Genomic DNA, 25,070 nt, shown 5'->3' on the forward strand with positions numbered 1-25,070 from the left:
ATCGGTGATTACGTCGAAACTAAACAAGCTCTGTTGCTGAAATGCACAAGCTTCGACTTCTTTCAATTCAAAGTGGTTGAATCGCGCTGTCTTGGGTGGAAGCTTGGGCGCATGCGGTATTCGTTGTGCTGCATGTGCGAAATAGTTGTTTCTGTGAGGGTTTCGGATTCGGTGGTATGGCGCGGACGGCGGCGCGGCGACGCGCCGGGCTTCCGATTTGCGCCGCGCGCGCGCATATGGGGCCGATGAGCCAAGCTTCTCCGCAGTCCCGCGCCCTGGTCCTGTTCTCGGGCGGCCAGGATTCCAGCGTCTGCCTCGCCTGGGCGCTGGCCCGGCACGACCATGTCGAGACCGTCGGCTTCGACTACGGACAGCGGCACGCGGTCGAAATGGAACAGCGTTCTGTGGTTCGCGAGGCGATCCGCGCACGGTTCCCGCAGTGGGCCGGCAAGCTCGGCGAGGATCACGTCCTCGACCTGACCGGCTTCGGCGCGGTGGGCGACACCGCCATGACCCAGGAGCGGGCCTTCGAGATCACCGAGAAGGGGCTGCCGAACACCTATGTTCCCGGCCGCAACCTCGTTTTCCTGACCTATGCGGCCGCCCTGGCCGATCGCCGAAAATTGAAATTTCTAGTGGGCGGCATGTGCGAAACCGATTTCTCCGGCTACCCGGACTGCCGGCGCGAGACGCTCGACGCCCTGGAGCGGGCGCTGAACCTCGGCATGGCCCAGGACTTCGTCGTCGAGACCCCGCTGATGTGGCTGACGAAGGCTGAGACTTGGGCGCTGGCGAAGGGCCTCGGGGGCCAGGCGCTGGTCGACGTCATCGTCGCCGACAGCCATACTTGTTACCGGGGAACCCGCGGGGCGCTGCACGATTGGGGACATGGCTGCGGCGACTGTCCGGCCTGCGACCTGCGCGCCAGGGGCTGGGCCGAATGGGTCGCCAGCGGCCGTCCGGAGCTGACGCCATGAGCTACGCCGTCAAGGAGATCTTCCTGACCCTTCAGGGCGAGGGCGGCCAGGCCGGCCTGCCGGCGGTGTTTTGCCGCTTTGCGGGATGCAACCTGTGGTCGGGCCGGGAGGAGGATCGCGCCAAGGCGGTCTGCACCTTCTGCGACACCGACTTCGTCGGCATGGACGGCGAGGGCGGGGGACGCTTCACCCGCGCCGAGGATCTGGCCGCGGCGGTCGAGGCGGCCTGGACCGGCGGCCCCGACCATCGCCTGGTGGTCTGCACCGGCGGCGAACCGCTGCTCCAGGTGGACGGGCCGCTCATCGCGGCGCTGCACGCCCGCGGTTTCCGCATAGCGCTGGAAACCAACGGCACCCTACCGGTCCCCGACGGCGTCGACTGGATCTGCGTCAGCCCCAAGGCCGACGCCGAGGTCGTGCAGACGAGCGGTCAGGAACTGAAGCTGGTCTTTCCCCAGCCGCTGGCCGATCCGGCGCGCTTCGAGCACATGGATTTCGAGCGTTTTCTGCTGCAGCCGATGGACGGCCCGGCGCGCGTCGAAAACACCCAGGCGGCGATCGCCTATTGCCTTGCGCACCCGCGGTGGCGTTTAAGCGTCCAGACCCATAAGTATCTCGGCATTCCGTGACACGCGCGCCAAGCGCGGCCGGACGCCTTCAGACCCTCCCAGATGACCCAGCCAGTCTTTGAAATCACCAAGGCGGCGACGTTCGACGCCGCGCACTATCTCCCCGAGGGGCCCGAGCATCGCCCCTACCGCAACCTGCACGGCCACTCGTTCAAGGTCGAGGCGACCGTGCGCGGCGCCCCGGCCGAGCCGGTCGGGTGGGTGGTCGACCTCGCCGACCTCGACGCCGAGCTGAAGGCGGTCGCCGCCGAGCTCGACCACGGGCTGCTCAACGAAAAGCCGGGCCTCGAGCGTCCGACCCTTGAGCACATCTGCCTCTACTTCGCCCAGCGCCTGAAGCCGAAGTTCCCGGGCCTGTCGCGGATTGTCGTTTCGCGCCCGACGATCGGCGAGAGCTGCGCCATGGCGGTGGCCTGACGCGCTTCAGAGGTCGGCGACCTTGAGCACCGTCTTGCCGAGCCCCTGTCCGGTAAGGGCGAACTCCAACGCCTCGGCGTAGCGGTCGAGCGCAAACGCCCGCCCGAGCGGCGGGGCCAGGCGCCCTTCGTCGGCCCAGGCCAGCAGCTGGCCCAGGCGCGCCCGCGCGCGGTCCGGCTCCAGCAGCATGAACTGGCGCACGTCCACCCCGACCAGAGCCGCGCCCTTCATCAGGGTCAGGTTGGCCGGGAGGGCGGGGATCGGTCCGCCGACGAAGCCGAGCACCAGGTGACGGCCGCGCCAGCTGAGCGAGCGGAACGCGGCTTCGAAAAGCGGGCCGCAGACGGGATCGAACACCACGTCCGGCCCGCGTCCGCCGCAGGCCGCCTTCAGCCGCTCGCGCCATCCCTCGCCGTCGGTGTCCAGCACCTCGTCGGCGCCGAGGTCGCGGCAGAAGTCGCGCTTAGCCTCGCTTGAGGCCGCCGCGATCACCCGCGCGCCCAGCAGTTTGGCGACCTGCAGCCCCGCGACCCCCAGGCCGCCCGCCGCGCCTAGCACCAGCACGGTCTCCCCAATCTGCAGGTTCGCCCGATCGGCCAGGGCGTGCAGGGCGGTGACGTAGTTGATGTGGAAGCCGGCCGCCTGCGCAAACGCCATCGGTTCCGGGATCGCGCGGACCGCAGCGGCCGGGGCCAGGGCCTGCTCTGCGAAGCCGCCGCGGACGCTCGCCATGACCCGGTCCCCCGGCGCCAGGCCGGTGACGCCCGCGCCGACCCTGGCCACCCGGCCTGCGGCCTCCTGGCCGGGCGTGTGCGGCAGCGGCGGCTTGACCTGATAGCGGCCGAGCGCCACCAGCGCGTCGACATAGCCGACGCCGCAGGCCGCCACGTCGATCAGGACTTCGCCCGGTCCGGGCTCGGGGGGATCGGTCTCGATGATCCGATAGTCGTCTATCGACGACAGCGTGGTCGCCTGAACTACGCGCATGGGCGCCTCCCTTGAGCCGTGACCGTAAGGTCGCTGACGCCCGGGCAGTCCAGGGGCCTAGTTGCGCTTGTCGTCCCTGTCGCCTCTGTCGTCCTTGTCGTCGCCGTACGGGATGACCGCCCCGATGGCCATGCCGGCGCCCTTGGCGGTGACGCCGACCGCCGCGCCGGTGACGCCGACCGCGGTTCCGACCACCGCGCCGGTGGCGGCGACCGCCAGGCAGCCCGACAGGCTCAGGGCCGCGCCCGCCAGCAGCGACAGCTGGGCGAGAAGGCGAAGGGCGCGCATCGAGGGATCCTCCGACAGGGTCGATCCCTGCCTAGCGGTCGAACATCACCAAATGGTGGCGAACGCTAAAGCTCGATGGCGCGGACGTTCTGGCGGTCGCCCGAACGCCGCATCGGGCCGTCGTACTGGGGATCGTGGCGCCGCCGCCGATCGGGACCGAAATAGTCGTCGGTGCGGATGAACGGGCGGGCGTGGTCGACCACCTGGGCCAGCCGTTCGATCACCCCCCGGGCGGTGATCGGTTTGCCCATGAACTCGTTGACCCCGGCGTCGCGCGCCTCCTGCAGCCGCTTCATCGTCGCATGGCCGGTGATCATGATCACCGGGAGCATCGGGCCGGGGCTGTCCCGGCCGGTCCGTAGCGAGCGGACAAACTCGATGCCGTCCATAGGCTCCATCGCCAGGTCGGTCAGCACGATGTCTACGGCGTGGTTGCGCAGCGCCGCCAGGCCCTCGACGCCGTCCGCCGCCTCAATGGTCTGGGTGATCCCCAGCGACCGCAGGATCTGCGCCAGCAGCAGGCGCGTGTGCTTGTTGTCGTCGACGATCAGAACCTTGAGGCGATCGAGGCGCACGGTCACCGCGCTGTCTGAGGGGCCGAAGTCAGCACGGTGATTGCACCGCCGACAACAGGTGATTAGCGGCGAGAAAGCTGCGCGGTCAATGTCAAAAAACGCCGGTTCGCGAGCGCCGGGTTCCCGACCTCAGCCACCGGTCAGCGCCGTTCGGAAACGCCTGGAACATAGGCGCCGCCGCCGGTCTGGGCCCGGTGGCGCAGATAGGCGTCGGCCAGCACGCAGGCGGTCATCGCCTCGACCACCGGCACGGCGCGCAGGCCCACGCACGGGTCGTGGCGGCCCTTGGTGCGCAGGTCGACCTCTTCTCCGGCCTCGTTCAGGCTGCGGCGCGGGGTCAGGATCGACGACGTCGGCTTGAACGCTACCCGCGCCACCACGGGGGCGCCCGACGAGATGCCGCCCAGGATGCCCCCAGCGCTGTTGGACAGGAACAGCGGCTGGCCGTCATTGCCCATCCGCATTTCGTCGGCGTTCTCCTCGCCCGAGAAGGCGGCGCTCGCGAAGCCGGCGCCGATCTCTACGCCCTTGGAGGCGTTGATCGACATCAGGGCGGCGGCCAACTCGGCGTCCAGCTTGCCATAGATCGGGGCGCCCCAGCCCGCCGGCACGCCGACCGCCTCGACCTCGACGATCGCCCCGGTGGACGAACCGGCCTTGCGGACCTTCTCCAGGTGTTGTTCCCAGACCGGTACGGTCTCGGCGTCCGGACACCAGAAGCCGTTCTCATGGCGCTGGTCCCAGTTGAAGCGGCTGCGGTCGATGGCGTGCGGGCCGATCTGCACCACGGCGGCGCGGACGGTGACGCCCTCGATGATCTTGCGGGCCACCGCGCCGGCCGCGACCCGTGCTGCGGTCTCGCGGGCCGAGGCCCGGCCGCCGCCGCGATAGTCGCGCACGCCGTACTTGGCGAAATAGGTGTAGTCGGCGTGACCCGGCCGGAACTGGGTGGCGATTTCGCCATAGTCGCGCGAACGCTGGTCGACGTTCTCGATCAGCATCGAGATCGGCGTGCCAGTGGTGACTTGGCCGTCGGTCCGCTCGTCCTGGAACACCCCCGACAGGATCTTCACCGCGTCCGGCTCCTGGCGCTGGGTGACGAACTTGCCCTGGCCAGGACGCCGCTGGTCCAGCCACACCTGCACCTCCTCGGCGGTCAGGCCGATGCCGGGAGGGCAGCCGTCGACGACGCAGCCCAGCGCCGGTCCGTGGCTCTCGCCCCAGGTGGTCACGCGAAACAGATGGCCGAAGGTGTTGTGCGACATGGCGGCGTTCTTAAAGCCGGGGCCGCTGTAAGGCTAGGCCGCCCAGGCGGCGGCGAACCGGCGGCGCAGGGCGCGCGCGGCGGTGTCGGTGGTGCGGGTCTGCTCGGTCAGGCGTAGGAATAGATGCCCCTGCGGGTGATCGCCGCGCGCCGGCAGGCCCTGGCCGGCCAGCCGCACTAGGCCGCGCTCGCCGACTTTTTTGGTGACCCAGACCACACGGCGGCCCAGGGGAGTGTCCACCGCCACCCGGCCGCCCTGGGCGAGGACGTGCGGGTGCAGCGGCGTGGTGACCCACAGGTCGTGGCCGCGGACCATGATCTGCGCATCGCCGCGCACGGCGATCTCGAACATGTCGGCGCCGGCCCGCAGCAGGTCGCCCGAGCGCAGGCCCGCGGGCAGGGTGATCTTCAGGCTGCGCCCGTCGGCCGTCTCGCGCAGCACGACGCCGCCGTTCAGGGCGATCAACGGCGTGATCGGCAGGGTCCTGTCGTCCTGGGCGTTTTTCCTGACGGTGGCGGGCGGCTGGACGATGGCGCCCGTGGGGACCGGATCGGTCAGCAGGCGATAGGCCTCGACGGCCTGGCGGAAGCGCTCGGCGTCGCCGCCGGGGCGATCGGGGTGGGCGCTCTTGGCGGCTTCGCGAAAGGCGCGACGCAGTTCGGCCGGCGTGACCCCCGGTGCGACGCCCAGCACGGCGCGCGCCAACTTTCTGTCCAGCATGGGTGACTTGGGCGCGGCCATCCGGCGACTGTGGACGGGTCATGGTCAACGGTGCGTTAAGCATGGCAAGCGCGCGGCAAGGCGCTATATCGACGGCATGAGCGACAAGGCCGCGATCCCCCCCTCGCCCAGCGAGGATGACTATGTCCGCCAGGTGGCCGCGGCCGAGCCGCCGCCCCTATTGTCCGCGCAGGATCCGTTCGCGCTGTTCGCCGAATGGATGAAGGAGGCGACCGCCAAGGAGCCCAACGATCCCAACGGCATGGCGCTGGCCACGGTGGACGAGACCGGCATGCCCGACCTGCGCATGGTGCTGCTTAAGGACGCCGGCCCAGACGGCTTCGTGTTCTATACCAATCTCGGCAGCGCCAAGGGCCGGCAACTGGCGGCCAATCCGAAGGCGGCCCTGCTGTTCCACTGGAAATCCCTGCGTCGTCAGGTGCGGGTCCGCGGTCTTGTCGAGCCGGTGACGGCCGAAGAGGCCGACGCCTATTTCGCCACCCGTGCCCGTCCGGCCCAGATCGGCGCCTGGGCCTCGGAGCAGTCCCAGACCCTGCCGGACCGCCTGGCCCTGGAAAAGCGCATCGCCGAGATCGGCCTGAAGTTTGGTCTGGGCAAGGTGCCGCGTCCGCCGCACTGGTCGGGCTTCCGCGTCCGCCCCGAAGCCATCGAGTTCTGGCGAGACCGGCCCTTCCGCCTGCACGAACGCCTTGTCTTCGAGCGCGTGGGGGAGGGCTGGACCACCCAGCGCCTCTATCCTTGACCGACGCCGAAGAAGCCGAAGTCGTCGCCTGGCTGGAAGGCGAGGCCCAAACCAAGATCGAGACTGGCTGCGCCTGGGTGTTCCTGGCCGGCGACACCGCCTTCAAGGTCAAGAAGCGGGTTGATCTGGGCTTCCTCGACTATTCGACCCTGGACCTGCGACACTGGGCGCTGGAGCGCGAGCTGCGCTTCAACCGCGCGGCCACCTCGGACATCTACCGCGCCGTGCGGACCATCACCCGCAAGCCCGGCGGCGGGCTGGAACTGGACGGCGCCGGCGAGGTCGTCGAATACGCGCTTGAGATGCGCCGCTTCGACGAGAGCTTCGTGCTCGCCGCCCGGCCCTGGGCGGTCGACGGGCCGCTGGCCGAGGCCATGGGCCGCGAGGTCGCGTCCGTCCACGCCAAGGCCGAGCTGCGCCCGCAAGGCGGCGGCGGCAAGGCGCTGAAATACACCATCGACTCCAACGCCAAGCTCCTGCGCGAACTGGCCGGCAAGCTCGGCGAGGCCCGGGTCGAGGCGCTGGTCGCCGCCACCGACGTCGAGTTCGTCCGTCGCCAGCCGCTGCTCGACGCCCGCCGCGACGCGGGCTTCGCGCGCCTGTGCCACGCCGACCTGCACCTGGGGAACATCCTGCTCGAAGACGGCAGGCCGGTGCTGTTCGACTGCATCGAGTTCAACGACATCCTCTCGGATATCGACGTCCAGTACGACCTGGCCTTCCTGTTGATGGACCTCGACTTCCGCCGCCGCCGCGACGCCGCGGTGCGGGTGCTGTCGGCCTATGTCGACGAAGGCCGCCGCCATTTCGGCCCCGACCTGCTGGCTGGGCTCGCCGCCCTGCCGCTGATGATGTCCGTGCGGGCCGGGGTGCGGGCCCACGTCCAGGCCCACAGCGGTGACCTCGAAGGCGCCAGCGCCTATCTCGATGCGGGCTTGGCGCACCTTGCGCCGCCTCCGCCGAAGCTGACGGCCGTCGGCGGGCTCTCGGGTTCGGGCAAGTCGACCTTCGCGCGGCTGATCGCACCCGGCCTGGGCGCCTCGCCGGGCGCCGTGGTCCTGCGCACCGACGAGATCCGCAAGCGCCTGTTGGGCGTGGCGCCCGACGCCAGCCTGCCGGCCAGCGTCTATTCGCCGGCCTTCTACGCCGAGGTCTACGACACCCTGTTCGCCGAGGCCCGCGCCCTGCTGGACGCCGGCCGCGCGGTGGTGGTCGACGCCACCTTCATCCAGCCCGAACTGCGCGCCCGCGCCGCGAGGCTGGCCCAGGGGGCCGGCGTCCCGTTCCACGGCGTCTGGCTGCAGGCCGCCCCGGAAGTGTTGGCCCAGCGCATCGAGGGGCGGGAGGGCGACGCCTCGGACGCCACCGTCGCTACCTTGAAGATGCAGCTCGACCGCGACGTCGGCCCCATCGACTGGGTCCGCGTCGACGCCTCGGGCCCGGCCCAGGACGCGGCCGAAGCCTGGTCCATCACACACGGCGGCGCGCCGCTGGCCTAGGTCGCCGCAAAGACGTGTCATCCCGGTTTGCGAAGCAAGACCGGGACCCATGAACACCTGATGCGGCAAGCAATCGCGTGGCCTCGCCTCATTCGGCCTGCTCGGCCCGAATGGGTCCCGGACAAGCGCTTTGCGCTTTCCGGGATGACACATTGCTTCGGCTGCTAAACCGCCTGTCCGGCCACCCAGCCCGACGACCATGCCCACTGGAAATTATACCCGCCCAGCCAGCCGGTGACGTCGACCACCTCGCCGATGAAATAGAGCCCCGGCACGGCCTTGGCCTGCATGGTCTTGGACTCCAGCCCATTGGTGTCGACGCCGCCCAGCGTGACTTCCGCCGTGCGATAGCCTTCCGAGCCGACCGGCTTCACCGTCCAGGCGTTCACCGCCGTGGCGATGCGGCCGACGGCCTTGTCCGACAGGTCGCCGGCATTGGCCGGGGCGGCGGCCTCGTCCAGGATCATCTGCGCCACGCGGCGCGGGAGGTGCTCGGACAGCACGGTGATCGCCGCCTGTTTGCCGCGGGTCTGGCGGGCCGCCTTCAAGGTCGCGGCGATGTCCACGCCCGGCGCCATGTCGACGGTGATCGCCTGGCCTTCGCGCCAATAGGACGAGATCTGCAGGATCGACGGCCCTGACAGCCCGCGATGGGTGAACAGCATCGCTTCGGCGAACCTGGTCTTGCCGCAGGACACCACCGCGTCCACGGCCACGCCGGCCAGCGGCTTCAGCCGCTCCAGCATGCCGATCTCGAACGTCAGAGGCACGAGGGCCGGACGGGTCTCGACGATGTTCAGCCCGAATTGCCGGGCGATGTCGTAGCCGAAGCCGGTCGCGCCCATCTTGGGGATCGACTTGCCGCCGCTGGCGATCACCAGCGCCTCACAGGCGACCGGCCCGCCGCTGGTCGAAAGCAGGAAGCCCTCGTCCTCCTGCTCGACCCGCTCGACCGTGGTCTTCAGTCGCAGGGTGACGCCGGCCTGACGCATCGCCCCCGTCAGCATGGCGATGATCTCCTTGGCCGAGCCGTCGCAGAACAGCTGGCCGAGGGTCTTTTCGTGATAGGCGACGCCCTCTCGCTCGACCCAGGCGATGAAGTCCTTGGCGGTGTAGCGGCGCAGCGCCGAGATCGCGAAATGCGGGTTGGCCGAGATGAAGTTGGCCGGCGCCGCATTGATGTTGGTGAAGTTGCAGCGCCCCCCGCCGGAGATGCGGATCTTCTCGCCCGGCGCGTCGGCATGGTCGATCACCAGCACCTTGCGGCCGCGCTTGCCGGCTTCGACGGCGCACATCATGCCCGCCGCCCCGGCGCCGATCACCACGACGTCGAACTGATCCACTAGGTCCTCGCGCCTTGGATGAAGGAAAGTCGGCCCTTCGATAGGACCAGCCCCCATAAGTCAACCGACGGTTTGCCGCGCCTGGTCCTCGGCGCCCGCCACGCCGCGGCCCCTATTCTTGCGCAAAACAGCATGTCGCAGCGTGGTCTGGCCACAAGCCCCTGTTCACCGAGCCGCGTTGCGTTAAGGACTTGGTGAATCTAGCTTGCGCCAGCCCCAGAGAGGGCGGCGTCGTCGGGAGGGACTAAGAGTATGCAAGGCTTGATGCAGGACTGGCCGCTGACGGTCGACAAGATCCTCGACCACGCCAAGGCCTGGCACGGCGGCCGCGAGGTCGTCAGCCGTTCGGTTGAAGGGCCGATCGTCCGCACCACCTACGGCGCGATCCACGAGCGCGCCAAGCGCGTGTCGAATGCGCTGAAGGCCCTCGGCGTCGTCCCCGGCGACCGCGTCGCCACCCTGGCCTGGAACACCGGCCGCCACATCGAGGCCTGGTACGGCATCATGGGCATGGGCGCGGTGTGCCACACCCTGAACCCGCGCCTGTTCGCCGAGCAGCTCGTCTACATCATCAACCACGCCGACGATAAGGTCATCTTCACCGACCTGACCTTCCTGCCGATCCTGGCCGGCATCCGCGACCAGATCCCGGGCGTGAAGCACTTCGTGGTGCTGTCCGACGAGGCCCACCTCGGCGACCAGCTGCCCGGCGCGCTGGCCTACGAGAGCCTGATCGAGCAGGCCTCGCCCGACGTGACCTGGGGCGGCTTCGACGAGAACACCGCCGCCGGCCTCTGCTATACCTCCGGCACCACCGGCAATCCGAAGGGCGTGCTCTACTCGCACCGCTCGAACTTCCTGCACACCCTGGTCACCATGGGCGGCGACGTCCTGGGCATCCGCGCCACCGACACCGTGCTGCCGGTGGTGCCGATGTTCCACGCCAACGCTTGGGGCTTGGCCTTCTCGGCCCCGGCGGTCGGCGCCAAGCTGGTCATGCCGGGCCAGAAGCTCGACGGCGCCTCGGTGCACGAGCTGATCGAGACCGAGGGCGTGACCTTCTCGGCCGCGGTGCCGACCGTCTGGCAGATGCTGTTGCAGCACCTGCGCGCCACCAAGAGCCAGCTGACCACCCTCAAGCGCGTGGTGATCGGCGGCTCGGCGGTGCCCGAAAGCATCGTCCGCGGCTTCCGCGACGAGTTCGGCGTCGACGTCACCCACGCCTGGGGCATGACCGAGACCTCGCCGCTCGGCACCCAGGCCACGCCGAACGCGGCCATCGCCGCCATGGACGCCGAGACCCAGCTGCAGTTCAAGCTCAAGCAGGGCCGCGCCCCGCTCGGCATCGAGCTGAAGCTGGTCGACGACGAGGAGAGGGATCTGCCGCACGACGGCACGACCTTCGGCCGTCTCAAGGTCGCCGGCCCGTTCGTGGTCGGCCAGTACTTCAAGTCCGAGGGCGGCAACATCCTCGACGAGGCGGGCTTCTTCGACACCGGCGACGTCGCCACCCTCGACGAGCACGGCTTCATGCAGATCACCGACCGCGCCAAGGACGTGATCAAGTCGGGCGGCGAGTGGATCTCCTCGATCGAGATCGAGAACATCGCCGCCGGCCACCCGAAGGCCGAGCTGGCCGCGGTCATCGGCGTCGCCCACCCCAAGTGGGACGAGCGCCCGCTGCTGCTGGTCAAGCTGAAGGCCGGCGAGACCGCCACCAAGGAGGAGTTCCTGCAGTTCCTCGAGGGCAAGATCGCCAAGTGGTGGACGCCGGACGACGTGGCCTTCGTCGACGAGATCCCGCTCGGCGCCACCGGCAAGATCGACAAGAAGCTGATCCGCGACCGCATGAAGGACTATGTCCTGCCGACGGCGGCGGGGGGCGGGGCCGCGGCGCTGGCCGTCTCGCCGGAACCGAAGATCTACGCCCCCGAGCCGCCCGCTGCGGGCGCGGGGCATGACGACGGCTCCTGGCTGCAGTGGACGCCGGGGCCCGACCAGGCGGTCGACCGCGCGGCCTCGCCGCCGCTCGCGGCTGCGAAAGCCGAGCCGCAGTCGCCGGAGGCCCCGGCGGACGCCGTGCGCCCTTTTCGGCGGAGCTGACCGCGACCGAGCCGGCTCCCGCGCCAGCTCGGCCCTCGGTCCAGCAGCGTGAGCCGGCCGTCTCGCACGGCTTCGCCGACATCTATCTGTCGGGAGCGACGCTGATCGCCCTGGCCCCGGCCTTCCTGGTCGTGGTCGGGCTGGTCGGGCCGCGCCTCGGCCTGATGAGCGAGGGGGTCGGCGTCGGCCTCCTCGCCATGCAATGGGCGCCGCACGTGGCCCTGGCCAGCGTCGCGGCCGGGGTGTTCGGCGTAATCGTCGCCGTGCTTGCCGGGTTCTCGCGGTTCTGGCTGCGTGCATTGCTGGTGCTTGCGATCACCACCGCGACCTTGTTCGCCTATGTCTGGGACCGCGAAGTGCGTCAGCCCGCCGCTGAGGCGCAGGTGACGCTCCGCTGAGGCGGAGCAGCGCCCCCGAATGACCCGATCTTGCCGGCGCCTTCCAGCGCGCCCATAATTGCGTCTGGCGTAAAGTCTATATTTTTGCTATAAGCCAAAATCGAAGTTCGCTTTTGGTCGGTTGTTCTCATCGCTTTTTCTTAAAGAAGCGGCCCGAGCCGACCTTAACCTTCTCCGAAAATTTGATCCGCCGCCCTGTACCGGGCGCGCGAAAACTTGCGCCTGAAAGGTGACGATTATGACGACCGGCATTGTTAAATGGTTCAATCCGACCAAGGGCTTTGGCTTTATTCAGCCTGATGACGGTGGGGCCGACGTGTTCGTGCACATCAGCGCCGTCGAGCGTTCCAGCCTCGGCTCGCTCGAGGAGGGCCAGAAGCTCGGCTATGAACTGGAACTGGACTCGCGCAGCGGCAAGATGGCCGCCGTGCAATTGCAAGCCGTCTAAGCGTCTTGCCCTCCGCCCGGACCGGCCCGGCTTCTCCGACCGGCTCGGCGGAGGAACGCTCATGACCATCTCCACTATCGAGCGCGCGTTCCAGATCGCCCGCTCGGGTCAGGTGCGCGACGTCGCCACGCTCAAGCTGAGGCTTGAAGAGGACGGGTGTCGCGCGGTGGAGGCTCTGCTCGCGCCGCGATCCTTGCGCCGTCACCTCGAGGCCATCTGCGTCGCGGCGTTCAAGCCGGCGCAGATCGATCCACCCGCGCACAACCGAAAGCACAAATGAACGAAACCCAACGCACTGAATTCGCCGAGCGCCTGAAGACGGCCGCCGAAGCGCGCAGCGCGCTTCTGGCCAAGCTTCGGCCGAAGCCCACTATCACCGCCGCCCAGACCCCCGATCGCAGCGCCGCGCGCGCCGCCGAGCTCGAACAGGTCCGCGCCGCCCGCCGCCAGGCCAAGGCGGACAAGCAGCAGGCGGCGTCCGACGCCCAGGAAGCCGCCCGCCAGGCGGGCGAAGCCGCCGCCGCAGCGTCGCTCGACGCCAAGCGCGGTGAACGCAAGGAGCGCAAGGCGCTCACCAAGGCCGAGCAAAAGGCGAAGCGCGACCAGCGCTACGCCGCGCGCAAGGCCCGCCAGTAGTCACCCACAGGAGCACCGATGGCGAGGAAGCCGAATTACCAGTTTGAGCGCATGGAGCGCGAACGCCTGAAGGCGAACAAGACCGCGGCCAAGGCGGCGGAAAAGCATGAAGAGCGCGAACGCGCGCGGGCGCTCTCAGCCCCGGAAGAGGACAAGTAGCCCATGTCGACCAGCGTCGTTTACAGCCGGTCAGTCGCGACGGGCAGGTCTTCTCCGACTGTGAGTTCCTCAGGTTCCGCCTGATCTACGCGGGCGGCGAGCCGCCGATCTTCGAAAACTGCCGTTTCCAGAACTGCGAGTGGCGGTTCGACGGCCCGGCGGGCAACACGCTCGCCTACCTCAAGAACCTGTGGGGCGCGGGCGAAAAGGCCTCGGTCCAAGCCGCCATCAAGGAAATCACCGGCGTCGCGCGCTGACGCTCACCCCGCCAGCCGGTACTCGCTGTCCAGCCCGGGATAGCGGTCGTCGCTGACCACCACCCCGCGGCGGGTCAGGTCGATCATGTGGCCCAGCACCGATCGCGCCGCCGCCGGCCACAGCCGCTTGTCGACCTCGGCATAGAGCACCGGCACCATGTCCTTGATCCTGCCGTGGCCTTCGCCGACCGCCTTGACCACCTGGGCCTCGCGGGCGCGGCGGTGGGCGATATAGGCGTCGATGAACGGTTCGACCTTCAGCACCGGGGGGCCGTGGGTCGGCCACAGGATGTCGAAACCGCGCGCCTTCACCAACTCCAGGCTTTCCATGTAGGCGGTCATGTCGCCGTCCGGCGGCGAGACCACCGTCGTCGACCAGCCCATGATGTGGTCGCCGGAGAAGAGGGCGTTTTCTTCCTTCAGCGCGAAGCAGATGTGGTTGGAAGTGTGGCCCGGCGTGGCGATCGCCTCCAGCGTCCAGCCGGGGCCGGTGAACACCGCCCCGCCGCCACAGATGTCGATGTCGGGGGTGAACGACAGGTCGTGCCCGGCCTCGGTGATCACCGTCGAGTCGGCGGCTTTCGCGCCCACCGCGCAGCCGTAGATCTTCGCCCCGGTCTTCGCCTGCAGCGGGCCGGCGAGCGGCGAGTGGTCGGAGTGATGGTGCGTCACCAGGATGTGGGTGACGGTCTCCCCCTCCAGCGCGGCCATCAGGGCGTCCAGGTGCTCGGGCATGTCGGGGCCGGGGTCGATCACCGCCACCTCGCCCTTGCCGATGATGTAGGTGCCGGTGCCCAGATAGGTGAACGGACCGGGATTATTGGCCACCACCCGGCGGATCAGCGGCGAGACCTGATCGCAGGCGCCGTACTCGAACTGAATCTCACGAACATAAGGGATCATCGAAAAATCCTTGGGCGGCGCCCGTCTTGCTGCTCCGGCCTCGAACCTGGAATGCGAGGTCGGTCATGGCGACGGACACGGCGAATTATGTATCAAAACGACTTCAGAGGGTGGCCTTCGCGTTGCTCTGTCTCGTCGCGCTCCAGCTGCTGCTGGCCGTCGCGAGTTGCGAGCCCGAGCAGGTAGCCATGGGCGCCACGCGGGTGCAACTCGATCCGGGACGATAGGCGGCCGCAACCGTCGATATTCTCAGGCTTCGCGGCCCTATCCGCGGCGCATCAGCCTCTCGCCCAGGCCCGGGGCCACCCGCATGAGGATCGGCAGCAGCTTGGCGCGGTCGACATAGACCTCGTCGCGGCCACGCTTGATGGCGGCGATCACCTCGCCGGCGGCCTGGGCGGGGCTGATCTTTCCGGTCCCGCGGCCGGCGGTCATGTCCGTGTCGACCAGCGCCATCACGGCCTCCATCACCCGCACGCTGGGGGCGCCGTCCTCGCACTGGTAACGCAACGCCTTGGTGAAGGTCCGCACCGCCGACTTGGTCGCGCAATAGACCGGCGAGGAGGTCTTCGGGGCGAGCGCCAGGCCGCTGGTGACATTGACGATCATCGCCGAGGGCTGACGTCGCAGGTGCGGCAGCAGGCCCGTGGACACCGCCACCACCGCCTCGAAGTTCAGCGCGATCTCTTCCTGCAACGCGGGGCGGAAGGCCGCGGGGTCTTCGCCCATGAAGTCGGTCAGGGTCTGCACGCCCGCGTTGTTGACCACGACCGAGAGCGTCGGGTGGCGGCCTGGCAGGTCTCGAATGAACGCGTCGGTGGCCTTCGGATCGGAGAGATCCAGCGCCCAGCAGCTGACCTGGCCTGGCGCGGTGAACTGCAGCCGCGCCAGGCTGGCGCGGTCGCGTCCCACCGCCACCACATGTGCGCCCTCGGCGACGAATTGCCGGGTGAGTTCAAGCCCGATGCCCCGGGCGCCGCCAGTGACCAGGACTGTCCTGCCGTTAAGTTGCATGTTGTTCCACCTTGGCGGTCGGGCCGAGCAGCAGGTCGACCAGGGCCTTCGCCGAACTCGGGTCGGGCCGGACCTGTCGCACCAGAAGTTGGAAGAAGGGCGCGCCCAGCAGCAGGTCGAGCAACAGGCCGACGTCGGCGTCGGGCGCGACCAGGCCCTGGCGACGGGCCTCCTCGACGAGCGGGCGCAGCGCCCCATGCTCGCGGGCCCCGGCCAGGATCATCGCCATGGCCGCTGAGAGCTCCGGCTCGTGCGCCGCGTGCGAGATGACGGCGCGGATCGCGCCGCCGAGCGGCCCATCGGACAGCGCCCGCATCTTCGCGGCCAGGGCCTCGGCCAGGTCCGCGCGCACGTCGCCGGTCAGCACCGGGGCCTCGTGCGCCTCGCGCAGGCCCTGCTGGATGGCCTCGGCGACCAGGGCGACCTTGCTCGGCCAGCGACGGTAGACGGTGGCCTTGCTGGCGCGCGCCGCGGCGGCGACGTCGGCGGTGCTGGTCCCGCCATAGCCCTGCGCCGCCAGCAGCCGCAGCGTCGCGGTGAGGATCGCCGCCGTGGCGTCCTCGTCGCGCGGCCGTCCGGGACCGGTAGGCGATATATCGGTACTCATGGGTACCGATTGGGCCTCAGTAATTGAGTACCGTCAAGTACCCGTAACGCGGGTGGCTAGCGCGGGAAGGCGCCCGAGAGGTCGTAGCCGGCCTGGGCGCCCAGTTCGACGAGCTCGTCGGCCGAGCGTTCGTCGGCCTGGAACTGGCCCAGCGACCAGGTGACGATCGAGCGGGTGCCCGAGCGGCAGAAGGCCAGCACTGGACCGCCGGCGGCTTCTACGGCGCGATAGTTGGCTTCGACCTGGTCGGGGGTCGGTCCGCCGCGCACCGGGATGTGGACATAGGCCAGGCCGGCCGCCTTGGCCGCCGCCTCGATCTCGGCGCTGCTCGGCTGGCTCGGGTCCTCGCCGTCCGGGCGGTTGTTGATGACCAGCTTGAAGCCTTGGGCCGCGGCCTGCGCCAGGTCGGCGGTGGAAATCTGCGGGGCGACCGAGAGCTGGTCGGTGACGCGTCGGAAGTCAGTCATCTGCAATACCGCTAGGAGGGGAGGGGCGATCGTTTGACATCATCGGGGCCCGGTGAAAGTTTCGCAACGCTTGGCCTGCGATCGGCCGCCACCTCGAGCCCCTGATGTTCCGCTTCATCGGCCGCCGCCTGCTGGTGGCCATCCCGACCCTGTTTCTGGTGGTGACCGTCGCGTTCTTCATGATGCGCGCCGCCCCCGGCAGCCCGTTCGACATGGACCGCAAGCTCTCGCCCGAGATCGAGCGGAACGTGATGGCCAAGTACGGGATGGATAAGCCGCTGCACGAGCAGTACTTCAACTATCTCCGCGACGTGACCCGCGGCGATTTCGGCCCGTCGCTGAAGTACAAGGACAAGAGCGTCCTCCAGATCCTCCAGGAGAACTACAAGGTCAGCCTGACGCTCGGGCTAGCGGCGATCATCCTGGCCAGCGTGGTCGGGGTGACCCTGGGGGTGCTGGCGGCGCTGCGCCAGAACCGGATGATCGACTACGGGGTGATGGCGGTGGCCATCGTCGGGGTCTGCATCCCGACATTCGTCACCGCGCCGCTGCTCGTGCTGATATTCGGCTCGAAACTGCAGCTTTTGCCTTCTGGCGGTTGGAATGGCGGGGCGCTCGCAAACCTGATTTTGCCGGTAGCGGTGCTCGCCCTGCCGCAGATCGCCATCATCTCGCGCCTGACGCGGGCCGGCATGATCGAGGTGCTGCGCTCGAACTACATCCGCACCGCCCGCGCTAAAGGCATGCCGGAACACAGGATTGTCGCCAAGCACGCCCTGCGCGCGGCGATTCTGCCGCTGGTCAGCTATCTCGGCCCGGCCTGCGCGGGGCTGCTGACCGGCAGCTTGGTGGTGGAAAAGATCTTTAACCTGCCGGGACTGGGCAAGTTCTTCGTTATTTCCGCGCTTCAGCGCGACTACACCGTGGTGATGGGGATGGTGATCTTCTACGCCGCCCTGATCCTTGTCCTGAACCTGATCGCCGACCTTCTCTATGCGGCGCTCGACCCCCGCGTGAGGCTGTCGTGATCCTGGCTCCCGGTTCGCGCGCCGGCGCGCAAGTCATGGAAAAGGCTGTGAAAGGCCGCAGCCTGTGGGACGACGCGCGCCGCCGCCTGCTGCGCAACGGGGCGGCGGTCAGCGGCATGGTGGTGCTGGCTATCCTGGTTCTGGTCGCCATCATCGGGCCGCACCTGGTCCCGTTCAGCTACGACCAGATCAACAAAGACGACGTCTGGGCCCCGCCGATGACCGCCGGCCACCTGCTCGGGGCCGACTCCCTGGGCCGCGACCTGCTGGCCAGGTTGCTTATGGGCCTTCGGGTTTCGCTGGCCATCGGGCTGGTGGCGACCCTGGTGTCGCTGGTCATCGGCATCGCCTGGGGCGCGGTCGCCGGCTATGTCGGCGGCGCGCTCGACGAGATCATGATGCGCGTCGTCGACGTGCTCTACTCGCTGCCTTTCATCTTCTTCGTGATCCTGCTGATGGTGACTTTCGGGTCGAACATCATCCTGATCTTCATCGCCATCGGCGCGGTGGAGTGGCTGACCATGAGCCGCATCGTCCGCGGTCAGACGCTCGGCTTGAAACACAAGGAGTTCGTGGAGGCCGCCCGCGCCGCGGGGCTGAGCCAGGGCGGGGTCATCTCGCGCCACATCATCCCGAACCTGTTGGGGCCGGTGGTGGTCTATGTGACCCTGACGATACCTGCCGTTATCCTGGCCGAGAGCTTCCTCAGTTTCCTTGGCCTCGGCGTCCAGCCGCCGATGGCCTCGCTCGGCACCCTGATCGCGGGCGGGGCGCAGGACATGGAACTCGCGCCCTGGCTGCTAATCTTCCCCGCCCTGACGATGGTCGTCACGCTGATGAGCTTCAACTTCATCGGCGACGGCCTTCGGGACGCGATCGACCCGAAGGACCGCTAGGCCTAGCGCAACCGCTTGGCGCGCGCGCCCGACTGCCCGTCGAGGCTGAGGAAGTAGCCGCCGACCGCGCCCTTGCGCACCTCGACCTTGCCGCCCTTCTTCGGCTGCCGGCCGAGGTCGGCGGCGTCATAGTACTGCCAGACCGCGCCGCCGGTCAGTTCGAACACCCACTTGCCGTCGCCGCCGCGATAGGCGCGCTCGATGGTGTCCTCGATGCGATTGGCCTCCTCGGGGCTCGCCTCGGCCTTGTTGAACATGTCCAGGGTCGGCAGGCTGAGGCCGAAGGCCTGCTTGCGGGCGGCCTTGGCCTGCTCACGGTCGACGACCACGATGTCGCCCTTCTGCTCGGCGGTGTCGATGGCGCCTGCGGCGGCGTCATAGCAGGCCAGCCGCTCGGTCGGATCAGTCTTGGCCTTGCAGTCCAGCAGCGACTGGAGGACGGCGGCGCGGCCCTCGGGCTTGGCTTGGGCGGCGGCCTGGCCGGCGGCGGCGAAGGCCGCCAGCAGGGCGAGGGCGGTCAGCTTTGAGCGCGTGGGAAAGTGTGTCATCCGTGACCCATGGTTTCGACGTTCCGCATTGATAGGGCGCTCAGGGCGCTCGGCAATACGCTGATGCTTGGCCTGGCGGCGTTTTCGCTTCCCGCCTGCGCCCCCAAGGGCCCCTCGCGTCCGCCATGCCCGGCGGGCCAGGTCTGCATCCAGGCCGGCAACGTCTCCGAACCGGTGACCCTCGATCCGCACAAGTCGACCGGCACATGGGAAGACCGGATCATCGCCAACCTGCTGATCGGCCTGACCGACTCCGATCCCCAAGGCAAGGCGGTGCCGGGCATGGCCGAGCGCTGGGAGGCCAGCCCCGACGGCCTGGTCTGGACCTTCTATCTGCGCGATGCGAACTGGTCGGACGGCGTGCCGGTGACGGCGGACGACTTTGTCTTCTCCCTGCGGCGCATCCTGCTGCCGGAGACGGCGTCGGAGTACGCCTCGGTCCTCTATCTCATCGAGAACGCCCAGGCGGTGAACGAGGGTAAGGCGCCCAAGGAAGCGCTTGGCGTGCGCGCGCTCTCGCCGAAGGTGCTCCAGATCACCCTGAACCATCCGGCCCCGTACCTGCCCGAGCTCGCCAAGCACCACACCATGTCGCCAGTGCCCAAGCACCTGCTCGACAAGGTGGGCGAGAAGTGGGTGCAGCCAGGCAACTATCTCTCCAACGGCCCCTACATCGTCACCGACTGGAAGCTCGGCGATTATGTGCGGCTGGTGAAGAACCCGCGCTTCTATGAGGCGTCCAAGGTCTGCGTCGACCAGATCTACCTTTATCCGACGCCGGATGCGGCGATGGCCGAGCGGCGGGTCGCGCGCGGCGAACTGGATATGAACGCCGACATCCAGTCGAACCGCATCGCCTTCCTGCGCGAGACCATGCCCGGCTACGTGCGGACCCACACCTTCCTGGGCGTGACCTACCTGGCGTTCAACTCCAACGTCCCCGCCTTCAAGGACAAGCGCGTGCGTCAGGCCTTGGCGATGTCGATCGACCGCGACTTCATTACCGAGAAGCTGCTGCGCGGCGGACAGAAGGCGGCCTACACCTTTGTCCCGCCGGGCGTGGCCGAGTACACGCCCGCCCAGCCGCCGGCCTGGGCCGCTTGGCCCCTGGAGAAGCGCCAGGCCGAGGCCCGTCGCCTGCTGGCGCAGGCCGGCTACGGTCCCAAGAACCCGCTGCGCTTTGAGATCAAGCACCGCAATACCCCCGACCCGATGCTGTTCATGCCGGCCATCCAGGCCGACTGGAAGGAAATCGGGGTCGATGCGCGGCTGGTGCAGAACGAGGCGCAGATCGCTTATGCGGCCTTTCGATCGCGCGATTTCGACGTCGCCGACGCGGCCTGGATCGCCGACTACAACGATGCCATGAGCTTCCTTTACCTGCAGCAGTCGGCGACGGGTCCGCAAAATTATGGCGATTATCGCAATCCCGCCTATGACGCGCTGCTGGCCAAGGCCGACGCCGAAGTCGACGCCAAGGTCCGCGCCGGCTATCTCGCTCAGGCCGAGGCGCTGATGCTGGATGATGCGCCGGTTGCGCCTATCTACTTCTACGTGAACAAGAATCTCGTCTCGCCGAAGGTCACCGGCTTCGTCGACAACCTCGTTGACCAACATCGCGCGCGTTACTGGTGTGTCGCCAAAGGCACGCCCGTCACAGCGAATTCCGTTACGTCAAAAGGGTGAAATCGTGCGCGTCAACACCGCTGGGGCACAATCTGTGACCAGAATGCGACAGGTTGGCGTCCACAACATTGCGGCCGCCTAATCTGCGTTGACCCTCCCGCTGTAAGCCTCGTAACTCCAAGGTAACCGGGTTCGAATTCGAGTCCGGGACCGAACCTTTTGTGGGGAGCGGGAATCGCCACCGTCTCGGTGGGCGGACCGCTGGAGGATCTAGACCTTGAAAATGACTACGCAACGTGGACGCCTGCTGGCGTCGTCGATGATTTGCGGAATCGTCGCTCTCGGCGCCGGCCAGGCGGTCGCCCAAGAGTCGGAAGTTTCCGAAATCGTCGTCACCGGCTCGCGCATTCCGCAGCCGAACCTGACCAGCGTCAGCCCGGTCCAAGTGGTCGGCTCGCAGGAAGTCACCCTCGGCGGCCGTCCGGTCACCGCTGACTTCCTGAACCAGCTGCCGCAAATCTCGCAGAACGCTGCGACCGGCCTGTCGTCGACCTCGAACCCGCTGTCGGGTCCGGGCGGCGTGGCCACCATCGACCTGCGCGGTCTGGGCCAAACCCGCACCCTGGTTCTGGTCGACGGCCGTCGCCTCGGCATCGGCGACCCGAACACCGGCAACCCGAACCCCTCGCCTGACATCAACCAAATCCCGAGCCAGCTGATCGACCGCGTCGACGTGCTGACCGGCGGCGCCTCGGCGACCTACGGTTCGGACGCCATCGCCGGCGTCGTGAACTTCGTGATGAAGCGCGACTTCGAAGGCCTGCAGATCGACGGCAACTGGGGCGTCTACCAGCACAGCCAGCACAATGAGTTCGTGCAGAGCCTGCTGGGCCCGCGTCAGGTCGCCAAGCCGAAGGACGACACTTGGGACGGCGCCTCGCGCGATCTGAGCATCGTCTACGGCGCCAACACCGAAGATGGCCGCGGCAACGTCACCGCCTACTTCACCTACCATGACCAAGAGCCGGTCACCCAAGGCAAGCGCGACTGGTCGGCCTGTCAGGTGGTCGCCAACGCCGCTGGCGTCGCCAGCTGCGCCGGTTCGCCGAACTCGAACCAATGGCTGCTCGCCAGCGGCGACCCGATGACCCTGCCGGACGGCCGCGTCGCCGACCAAGTGGCCGTGGTCGGCAACCAATTCGTTCCGTACAGCACGAGCGCGGCCACCACCCCGCCGCCGTTCTTCAACTCGAACGAATACTCGTACCTGATGCAGCAAAGCACCCGCTACACCGCGGGCTTCTTCGCCAAGTACGACATCAACGACCACTTCAAGCTCTACTCCGACTTCTCGTTCATGAACGACCGGACGAACGTGCAGATCGCACCGACCGGCCTGTTCCAAGGCAGCGGTCCGTCGGCCACCAGCGGCTTCCTGGTCAACTGTAACAACCCGCTGATGAGCGCCCAGCAGCAGAGCGCCATCGGCTGTAACGCCGACATGATCGCCGCTGGCGACAGCGTCGATATGTATATCGGGCGCCGGAACATCGAAGGCGGCGGTCGTAACGGTTACTACGAGCACCAGAACTACCGGGTGGTCATGGGCACCCGCGGTGAAATCACCGGCCCCTGGACCTACGACCTGTACGGTTCGTACTACTATACCAGCCTGTATCAAGCCTCGCAGAACTACCTCTCGATCTCGAAGATCCAGAAGGCTCTGCAAGTCGTTCAGGGCGCCAACGGCCCGGCCTGTATCGACCAGTCGGACGGCTGCGTCCCGTACAACATCTTCCGCGACGGCGGCGTGACCTCGGAAGCCCTGGCTTACCTGGACGTCACCGGCACTTCGCGTGGTGCCGTCAGCCAGCGGATCGTGGAAGGCACCGTCACCGGCGACCTGAGCGAGTACGGCGTGAAGTCGCCGTGGGCGAACGACGGCGTCGGCGTCAACTTCGGCTTCCAGACCCGCCGCGAGCACATGGAATACGCTCCGGACGTGGCCCAGCTGAGCGGCGACCTGTCGGGCGCCGGCGGCGCTTCGGTGTCGATCGACGAGAGCATCGCCGTGACCGAAGGCTTCGGCGAAGCCCGCATCCCGCTGATCCAGGACATGGCCTGGGCCAAGGATGTCGTGCTCGACGTCGGCTACCGCTACTCGGACTACTCGACCGGCATCACCGCTGACACCTACAAGGTGGCTCTGCAGTGGGCGCCGACCGACGACGTCCGCTTCCGTGCGTCGTTCAACCAGGCGATCCGCGCTCCGAACCTGCTCGAGCTGTACACCCCGCAGTCGGTGACCAACACCAGCCAGGTGTCGGAAGACCCCTGCGCCCAGGGCGCCGCGCGTCCGGCCAGCCTGGCCGCCTGCCTGAACACCGGCATCACCGCGGCTCAATACGGCAACATCCCGCAGTGCCCGTCCGGCCAGTGCGCCGTGCTGCAGGGCGGTAACCCGGACCTGCAGTCGGAAGAAGCCAAGACCTACTCGGTCGGCTTCACCCTGACGCCGACGTTCCTGACCGGCCTGACCGCCAGCGTGGACTACTTCACGATCGACCTGGAAGGCACCATCGGGAACATCCCGCTCGGCGTCATCCTGCAGCGCTGCCTGGAGACCGGCGACCAAGCGTTCTGCTCGCAGATCGTGCGTAACCCGATCAACGGCGCTCTGTTCGGTGACGACGTCGCCGCCGGCGGCTACTTCAACGGCGCCAATGTCAACATCGGTTCGGGCACCACCTCGGGCGTCGACGTCCAGGTGAACTACAACCTGCCGATGGACATGGTCGGTCTGGAAGAGTACGGCCGCGTGTCGGTCGCCCTGAACGGCGCCTACCTGATCGAAGCGACCACGGTTCCGCTCCCGGGCGACCCGGAATACGACTGCGCCGGCCTCTACGGCCCGCAGTGCCAAACCGTGAACCCGAAGTGGCGTCACCAACTGCGCGTCAACTGGACCACGCCGTGGGACATGACGTTCTCGGCCGCCTGGCGCTATATCGGCGAAGTGAAGCTCGAGCGTGACACCAACGAGCCGACCATCGGTCAGAACGGCAACGACCCGTTCAACCACCTGCTGCCGGCTCGCAGCTACCTCGACCTGTCGGGCGTGTGGAACATCAACGACACCTTCACGGTGCGCGCTGGTATCAACAACATCCTCGACCAAGACCCGCCGCTGGTGAACTCGCGTATCGCCGGCACCGGTCTGCCGAACACCTACCCGACCTACGATCTGCTGGGTCGCAAGATGTTCATTGGCTTCACGGCCAACTTCTAAGACGCGTTCCCGCAAGGGGAGGGAAGGGCGGCGGAGCAATCCGCCGCCCTTTTTCTTTGCCTACGGGCCTGTCGCACCGCCTACGCGTTTGAGCGCAGCGGCCCTGGACAGGATCGCGGCCCGCCCACACCTTCTGTGCAGAGATCGATGTCCGGCGCTGGCGCCGGGCGCGTGGGAGGACCGAGGTGCAGGCTTACGACAGGCGGACGGTCGGGCTTGGCCTGCTGGCGCTGACCGGCTGCGCGGCGCCGGTGGGCCCGCCAGTGATGATCAACATGGCGGGCGCTGTCCCGCCGCCGCCGGCGCAGGCCGGAGACGACGGCGCGGCGCTGGAGACCGACGCCGACATGTCCGGCCGGGTGACCGCGCCGGTGCGGATCAACGGGCAGGGGCCCTTCGACTTCGTCGTCGACACCGGCGCAAACCGCACCGTCATCACCCAGGAGCTGGCGGCGAGACTGGGCTTGCCCGACGCCGGGCCGGCCGACGTGCATGGCGTCGCCGGCGTCGAGCCGTCGAACACCGTCACTATCGATGTGCTGGAAGTTGACGCCGTCGCCACCCGGGCCATTCGGGCGCCGACCCTCAGCCGCATGCGTCTCGGGGCGGACGGCCTCTTGGGGGTCGACGTGCTGCGCGGCCGGCGCGTGACCGTCGATTTCCTGAACAACGCATTCCGCATCACGCCGTCACGCGGCCCGGGCGCACCCGGGAGCACCATCGGCGTGAACGCGGCGGCTGCGAGCCGCCTGCCCAGCGGCGATGCGGTCTCGTCCCGTCAGGTCGTGGTGCCGGCCCGCTACCGGTTCGGTCAGTTGATCATCATCGGGGCCGACGTGGCCGGCCGCCCGGTGACCGCGTTCCTCGACTCTGGGTCGCAGAGCACGGTGGGCAACGAGGCGCTGCACAAGCTGGTCATCGGCACTGAGGAACTGCGTGCGCCGCGCTACGTGGTGCCGGTGCTGAGCGCCACGGGCCAGACAGCCCAGGGCGAACTGGCGGTGCTGCCGCTGCTGCGGATCGGCGGATTTGACATCATGCGGCTGACCACGGTGTTCGCCGACCTGCACGTCTTCGACATCTGGGACCTGAAGGCCAAGCCCAGCCTGCTGATCGGCGTGGACGCCATGCGCCAGTTCGACGCCATCACCCTCGACTACGGGCGCCGGCAGGTGATCTTCACCCTGCCGGCTGGCTCCCCACGACGGCGGCGGCCGACGACCTGACC

27 protein-coding genes are annotated in these 25,070 nt (G+C 68.2%); 16 read left to right on the plus strand and 11 right to left on the minus strand.

Annotated elements, in window-relative coordinates; all coding sequences use genetic code 11:
- Nucleotides 1–245 precede the first annotated feature (245 nt).
- The 3 genes from queC to O4N75_RS06380 are packed head-to-tail and all read left to right on the plus strand — an operon-like array spanning nucleotide 246 to nucleotide 2,023.
- Nucleotides 246–977, plus strand: a complete 732-nt coding sequence (gene queC / locus O4N75_RS06370; protein ID WP_269628512.1) for a 7-cyano-7-deazaguanine synthase QueC — start codon at nucleotides 246–248, stop codon at nucleotides 975–977.
- Nucleotides 974–1,606 (plus strand): 7-carboxy-7-deazaguanine synthase, encoded by a 633-nt coding sequence (gene queE / locus O4N75_RS06375; protein ID WP_269628513.1) that lies wholly within the window; start codon nucleotides 974–976, stop codon nucleotides 1,604–1,606. The genes queC and queE overlap by 4 nt, the downstream gene beginning before the upstream one ends.
- A gap of 42 nt (nucleotides 1,607–1,648) precedes the next feature.
- Entirely contained in the window at nucleotides 1,649–2,023 is a 375-nt protein-coding gene (locus O4N75_RS06380; protein WP_269628514.1) for a 6-carboxytetrahydropterin synthase, read from the plus strand.
- A gap of 6 nt (nucleotides 2,024–2,029) precedes the next feature.
- Here O4N75_RS06380 and O4N75_RS06385 read toward each other — a convergent pair whose 3' ends face one another.
- The 5 genes from O4N75_RS06385 to O4N75_RS06405 form a co-directional block, all read right to left on the minus strand.
- Entirely contained in the window at nucleotides 2,030–3,010 is a 981-nt protein-coding gene (locus O4N75_RS06385) for an NADPH:quinone oxidoreductase family protein (protein ID WP_269628515.1), read from the minus strand.
- A gap of 57 nt (nucleotides 3,011–3,067) precedes the next feature.
- Entirely contained in the window at nucleotides 3,068–3,298 is a 231-nt protein-coding gene (locus O4N75_RS06390; RefSeq protein WP_269628516.1) for a hypothetical protein, read from the minus strand.
- 65 nt (nucleotides 3,299–3,363) lie between these two features.
- The gene (locus O4N75_RS06395; protein ID WP_348649530.1) at nucleotides 3,364–3,879 is read right to left on the minus strand and encodes a response regulator; all 516 of its coding nucleotides are present in this window, start codon (nucleotides 3,877–3,879) and stop codon (nucleotides 3,364–3,366) included.
- Nucleotides 3,880–4,013: 134 nt separating this feature from the next.
- Entirely contained in the window at nucleotides 4,014–5,138 is a 1,125-nt protein-coding gene (gene aroC / locus O4N75_RS06400; RefSeq protein WP_269628517.1) for a chorismate synthase, read from the minus strand.
- A gap of 33 nt (nucleotides 5,139–5,171) precedes the next feature.
- Nucleotides 5,172–5,858, minus strand: coding sequence for a DnaJ domain-containing protein (locus O4N75_RS06405; RefSeq protein WP_269628518.1), 687 nt, complete (start codon nucleotides 5,856–5,858; stop codon nucleotides 5,172–5,174).
- Between the two features lie 97 nt (nucleotides 5,859–5,955).
- Between O4N75_RS06405 and pdxH the strand changes: the two genes are divergently transcribed.
- Together pdxH and O4N75_RS06415 are read left to right on the plus strand one after the other, a co-directional pair.
- A complete protein-coding gene (gene pdxH / locus O4N75_RS06410) occupies nucleotides 5,956–6,621 on the plus strand; it encodes a pyridoxamine 5'-phosphate oxidase (protein ID WP_269628519.1) in 666 nt (221 codons plus the stop codon).
- Entirely contained in the window at nucleotides 6,618–8,120 is a 1,503-nt protein-coding gene (locus O4N75_RS06415) for a bifunctional aminoglycoside phosphotransferase/ATP-binding protein (protein ID WP_269628520.1), read from the plus strand. Before pdxH ends, O4N75_RS06415 begins: the two co-directional genes overlap by 4 nt.
- Nucleotides 8,121–8,284: 164 nt before the next feature.
- On the opposite strand, the gene O4N75_RS06420 is transcribed toward O4N75_RS06415, so the two are convergent.
- Nucleotides 8,285–9,463 carry an NAD(P)/FAD-dependent oxidoreductase gene (locus O4N75_RS06420; protein ID WP_269628521.1) on the minus strand — a complete coding sequence of 393 codons (1,179 nt, stop codon included), beginning with the start codon at nucleotides 9,461–9,463 and terminating at the stop codon, nucleotides 8,285–8,287.
- Nucleotides 9,464–9,715: 252 nt separating this feature from the next.
- Between O4N75_RS06420 and O4N75_RS06425 the strand changes: the two genes are divergently transcribed.
- The 6 genes from O4N75_RS06425 to O4N75_RS06450 all read left to right on the plus strand — a co-directional run bounded on the left by O4N75_RS06425 (nucleotide 9,716) and on the right by O4N75_RS06450 (nucleotide 13,207).
- A complete protein-coding gene (locus O4N75_RS06425) occupies nucleotides 9,716–11,566 on the plus strand; it encodes a long-chain-fatty-acid--CoA ligase (RefSeq protein WP_269628522.1) in 1,851 nt (616 codons plus the stop codon).
- Between the two features lie 131 nt (nucleotides 11,567–11,697).
- Entirely contained in the window at nucleotides 11,698–11,964 is a 267-nt protein-coding gene (locus O4N75_RS06430) for a hypothetical protein (RefSeq protein ID WP_269628523.1), read from the plus strand.
- Between the two features lie 238 nt (nucleotides 11,965–12,202).
- Nucleotides 12,203–12,412, plus strand: coding sequence for a cold-shock protein (locus O4N75_RS06435; RefSeq protein WP_267230819.1), 210 nt, complete (start codon nucleotides 12,203–12,205; stop codon nucleotides 12,410–12,412).
- 61 nt (nucleotides 12,413–12,473) lie between these two features.
- Nucleotides 12,474–12,692 carry a hypothetical protein gene (locus O4N75_RS06440; RefSeq protein ID WP_269628524.1) on the plus strand — a complete coding sequence of 73 codons (219 nt, stop codon included), beginning with the start codon at nucleotides 12,474–12,476 and terminating at the stop codon, nucleotides 12,690–12,692.
- Entirely contained in the window at nucleotides 12,689–13,048 is a 360-nt protein-coding gene (locus O4N75_RS06445; protein WP_269628525.1) for a DUF6481 family protein, read from the plus strand. Before O4N75_RS06440 ends, O4N75_RS06445 begins: the two co-directional genes overlap by 4 nt.
- Nucleotides 13,049–13,066: 18 nt before the next feature.
- Entirely contained in the window at nucleotides 13,067–13,207 is a 141-nt protein-coding gene (locus O4N75_RS06450) for a hypothetical protein (RefSeq protein WP_269628526.1), read from the plus strand.
- Nucleotides 13,208–13,467: 260 nt separating this feature from the next.
- Here O4N75_RS06450 and O4N75_RS06455 read toward each other — a convergent pair whose 3' ends face one another.
- The 4 genes from O4N75_RS06455 to O4N75_RS06470 all read right to left on the minus strand — a co-directional run bounded on the left by O4N75_RS06455 (nucleotide 13,468) and on the right by O4N75_RS06470 (nucleotide 16,455).
- Nucleotides 13,468–14,367 carry an MBL fold metallo-hydrolase gene (locus O4N75_RS06455; protein WP_269628527.1) on the minus strand — a complete coding sequence of 300 codons (900 nt, stop codon included), beginning with the start codon at nucleotides 14,365–14,367 and terminating at the stop codon, nucleotides 13,468–13,470.
- A 264-nt stretch (nucleotides 14,368–14,631) separates the two neighbouring features.
- On the minus strand, nucleotides 14,632–15,381 hold the full coding sequence (locus O4N75_RS06460) for an SDR family NAD(P)-dependent oxidoreductase (protein ID WP_269628528.1): 750 nt from the start codon (nucleotides 15,379–15,381) through the stop codon (nucleotides 14,632–14,634).
- The gene (locus tag O4N75_RS06465; protein WP_269628529.1) at nucleotides 15,371–15,988 is read right to left on the minus strand and encodes a TetR/AcrR family transcriptional regulator; all 618 of its coding nucleotides are present in this window, start codon (nucleotides 15,986–15,988) and stop codon (nucleotides 15,371–15,373) included. The genes O4N75_RS06460 and O4N75_RS06465 overlap by 11 nt, the downstream gene beginning before the upstream one ends.
- Nucleotides 15,989–16,044: 56 nt before the next feature.
- Nucleotides 16,045–16,455 (minus strand): TIGR01244 family sulfur transferase, encoded by a 411-nt coding sequence (locus tag O4N75_RS06470; RefSeq protein WP_269628530.1) that lies wholly within the window; start codon nucleotides 16,453–16,455, stop codon nucleotides 16,045–16,047.
- Between the two features lie 104 nt (nucleotides 16,456–16,559).
- On the opposite strand from O4N75_RS06470, the gene oppB reads away from it, so the two are divergent.
- Nucleotides 16,560–17,483, plus strand: coding sequence for an oligopeptide ABC transporter permease OppB (oppB, locus tag O4N75_RS06475; RefSeq protein ID WP_269628531.1), 924 nt, complete (start codon nucleotides 16,560–16,562; stop codon nucleotides 17,481–17,483).
- A complete protein-coding gene (locus tag O4N75_RS06480) occupies nucleotides 17,480–18,379 on the plus strand; it encodes an ABC transporter permease subunit (protein WP_269628532.1) in 900 nt (299 codons plus the stop codon). The genes oppB and O4N75_RS06480 overlap by 4 nt, the downstream gene beginning before the upstream one ends.
- A 2-nt stretch (nucleotides 18,380–18,381) precedes the next feature.
- Here O4N75_RS06480 and O4N75_RS06485 read toward each other — a convergent pair whose 3' ends face one another.
- Nucleotides 18,382–18,927, minus strand: coding sequence for a hypothetical protein (locus O4N75_RS06485; protein WP_269628533.1), 546 nt, complete (start codon nucleotides 18,925–18,927; stop codon nucleotides 18,382–18,384).
- Nucleotides 18,928–18,990: 63 nt separating this feature from the next.
- On the opposite strand from O4N75_RS06485, the gene O4N75_RS06490 reads away from it, so the two are divergent.
- The 3 genes from O4N75_RS06490 (at nucleotide 18,991) to O4N75_RS06500 (ending at nucleotide 25,068) form a co-directional block, all read left to right on the plus strand.
- Nucleotides 18,991–20,613, plus strand: coding sequence for a peptide ABC transporter substrate-binding protein (locus O4N75_RS06490; protein WP_269628534.1), 1,623 nt, complete (start codon nucleotides 18,991–18,993; stop codon nucleotides 20,611–20,613).
- Between the two features lie 223 nt (nucleotides 20,614–20,836).
- On the plus strand, nucleotides 20,837–23,842 hold the full coding sequence (locus O4N75_RS06495; protein WP_269628535.1) for a TonB-dependent receptor: 3,006 nt from the start codon (nucleotides 20,837–20,839) through the stop codon (nucleotides 23,840–23,842).
- 185 nt (nucleotides 23,843–24,027) lie between these two features.
- Complete coding sequence (locus O4N75_RS06500) at nucleotides 24,028–25,068, plus strand: aspartyl protease family protein (RefSeq protein ID WP_269628536.1); 1,041 nt, start codon at nucleotides 24,028–24,030, stop codon at nucleotides 25,066–25,068.
- Nucleotides 25,069–25,070: the final 2 nt, after the last annotated feature.

It is taken from the genome of Phenylobacterium sp. NIBR 498073, assembly GCF_027286305.1.
Lineage (GTDB): Bacteria > Pseudomonadota > Alphaproteobacteria > Caulobacterales > Caulobacteraceae > Phenylobacterium.